The organism is Streptomyces sp. NPDC007346 (assembly GCF_040703535.1).
GTDB lineage: Bacteria > Actinomycetota > Actinomycetes > Streptomycetales > Streptomycetaceae > Streptomyces.
This window is the reverse complement of the sequence record NZ_JBEYKR010000273.1, coordinates 1-2,925: the sequence shown is the minus strand read 5'-3', so window position 1 is coordinate 2,925 and position 2,925 is coordinate 1. Positions and strand designations below refer to the sequence as shown.

Here is a 2,925-nt window from a genome sequence, read left to right as displayed (position 1 = left end):
CGATGCGCCGGGCCTTGACCAGCAGGCTGCGGCTGGCGCCCAGTGCCCGCAGCAGCGCACCCTGGTGGATGCGCTCGTCCAGGGTGGCCTGCACCGGTCCGGCGACCGCGGCGCGGACCGCTATCTCGCCGACATCCAGGAGTGCCTGGCGCAGCTGCGGGCCGGGCAGAGCTACGAGGTCTGCCTCACCGACACCCTGGGACTGCCCGGCGACCCGGACGGCCTGGAGGTCCACAGTCGGCTGCGCCGCCTCAACCCGGCGCCGTACGGGGCGTATCTGCGGCTGGGCGAGGTGGAGGCCGCCTGCTCCTCTCCCGAGCGCTTCCTGCGCATCACCCCCGGCGGCACCGTGGAGTCCAAGCCCATCAAGGGCACCGCGCCCCGGGAGAAGGACCCCGAGGCGGACGTCCGCGCCCGTCGGGCGCTCGCCGAGGACGCCAAGGCCCGCGCCGAGAATCTGATGATCGTCGACCTGCTCCGCAACGACCTGGGGCGGGTCTGCGAGGTCGGCAGCGTCCACGTGCCCCGGATGATGCACGTGGAGTCCTACGCCACGGTGCATCAGTTGGTCTCGACGGTCCGTGGCCGGCTCGCCCCGGCGGCCGACCCGGTGACCTGCGTTCGCGCCTGCTTCCCCGGCGGCTCGATGACCGGGGCGCCCAAGTTGCGCACCATGGAGATCATCGACCGCCTGGAGGGCCGTCCACGCGGGCTGTACTCCGGCTCCATCGGCTACTTCGGCCTGTCCGGTGGTGCCGATCTGAACATCGTCATCCGCACCGCGGTCCGCACCGGGGGCCGTTGGAGCGTCGGCGCGGGCGGGGCGATCGTGCTGGACTCCGATCCGCACGCCGAGCTGGAGGAGATGCGCCTCAAGGCCCGCGCGCCCGTACGGGCCGTACTCGCCGCTGCGTCGCCGTCCGGACCCGAACCGCCCGAGGCCCCGCAGCCCGAGGCCCCCACCGCGGGGCCCCCACCGAACGTGTCCGCTCCCGTCCCGGCACACCACCGGATGTGAACCGGCCCAAGGGAGCCGCGGCACCCGTCCCGAGGGACGGTCCCTCACCTCAGTTCCGACAGCACGACACCTCACTACCGTCCACGACACCTCACGACACCTCACGACACGAAGGATCTCTCATGATCGAAAGCCGTCTGCTCGACATCCTCGCCTGCCCCGTCTGCAAGACCCGGCTCGGCCTCGACGCGGCGGGCACCACGATGACCTGCACGGACGGGGAGTGCGGTCGCACCTACCGGGTGGTCGACGGCATTCCGCTGCTCCTGGTCAGCGAGGAACCCGACGTAACCACGCCGGCCGGCTGAGACCGGCCACGGGGCACCGAGCACCGATACCGAAACCGGCGAGCGAGGGCGAGGACTGCGTGACGACGGGGGACACCACGCCGAAGGACGGGCGCACCCGCAACAGACATCCACGGGGGCTCCTCACGCTGTGGAACGTCGAGATGTGGGAGCGGTTCAGCTTCTACGGCATGCGGGCGATCCTCGTCCTCTTCCTCGCCGCGCCGGAGGACCAGGGCGGGCTCGGGCTCACCCCGCATATCGCTGCGGCGATCTTCGGCATCTACGGCGCGCTGGTCAACCTGCTGGCCCTGCCCGGCGGTTGGCTGGCCGACCGGCTCTGGGGCTCGTACCGGGCGGTGCTGTGGGGCGGCGTGGTGATCACCGCGGGACACTGCACCCTCGCCCTGCCGGCCGGCTCCGCCGCCACCTACCTCGGGCTGCTGCTGGTCGCCACCGGCACCGGCATGCTGAAGCCGAGCATCTCCACCATGGTGGGCCGGCTCTACGACCGGGAGCAGGACGCCACCGCGCGGGACGCCTCCCGGCGCGACGCCGGCTTCTCCCTCTTCTACATGGGGATCAGCGTCGGCGCCTTCGCCGCCCCGCTGATCACCGGCTACCTCGGCGAACGGATCGACTGGCACGCCGGGTTCGGCGCCGCGGCGGTCGGCATGCTGATCGGCCTGCTCGTCTGCGTACGCGGCGGTCGACGGCTGCCCGCGGAGACCCGTGAGCGGGTGCGGACCGCCGAACCCGCCGAGCTGCGGCGGATGCTGGGGCTCTGCGCGGCGGCGGTGGCCTTCGTCGCGCTGCTCTGCCTGGGTCTGGTGGCGCTGTGGGGCATGTCGTTCACCAAGGGCGTCATCCAGGCCATCACGGCGCTGACGATCCTGGTTCCGTTGGTCTACTTCGTCACCATGTTCCGCACGGCGGGCCTGGACCGGGTCGACCGCAGCCGGCTGCGCGCGTACATCTGGATCTTCCTGGCGGCCAGTATGTTCTGGATGATCGCCGAGCAGGGCGGCTCGCTGGTCAGCCTCTTCGCCCGGGACCACGTGGACCGCTACCTCTTCGGCTGGGAGTTCCCCACCAGCTGGTTCCAGTCGCTCGGGCCCTTCTACAGCATCCTGCTGGCGGGCGGGTTCGCGGCGCTGTGGATACGGATGGGCACCCGGCAGCCCAGCACCGCCGCCAAGTTCGCCATCGGCCTCGGCGGGCTGGGGGTGGCGACGCTGATCATGGCCGGTGCCGGTATGGCGGCGGCGGGCGGCGAGCGCGTCTCCCCGATGTGGCTGCTGGTGGCGTTCCTGGTGCAGATCATGGCCGAGATGTGTCTGAGCCCCACCGGGCTGAGCGTCACCACCCGACTGGCTCCGCCCCGGTTCGCCAACCAGTTGATGAGCCTGTGGTTCCTCTCGGTGGCGATGGGCAGCGCGCTCAGCTCCCAGGTGGTGCAGTTGGGCACGGTCTGGTCACCCGGCACCTACTTCGCCGTGCTCGGCTGTGCCGCGCTGGTCTGCGCGCCGAACTGGCGGCGCGTGGCCGTCGCGGCTTCAGCGAGCGCCTCACCCAGCTGGACCTGCAGCCGACCCAGGCGATGGTGCAGCGCTTCATGGA

The 2,925-nt window shown here is 71.6% G+C and carries 3 protein-coding genes; all 3 read left to right on the top strand.

The window, feature by feature from the left end; all coding sequences use genetic code 11:
• Positions 1 to 1,018: anthranilate synthase component I family protein (locus tag AB0917_RS33885; RefSeq protein ID WP_366823549.1), on the top strand; the 1,018-nt coding region annotated here is incomplete at its 5' end.
• A gap of 122 nt (positions 1,019 to 1,140) precedes the next feature.
• A complete protein-coding gene (locus tag AB0917_RS33880) occupies positions 1,141 to 1,326 on the top strand; it encodes a Trm112 family protein (RefSeq protein WP_366823548.1) in 186 nt (61 codons plus the stop codon).
• A gap of 59 nt (positions 1,327 to 1,385) precedes the next feature.
• Positions 1,386 to 2,925: peptide MFS transporter (locus AB0917_RS33875; RefSeq protein ID WP_366823547.1), on the top strand; the 1,540-nt coding region annotated here is incomplete at its 3' end.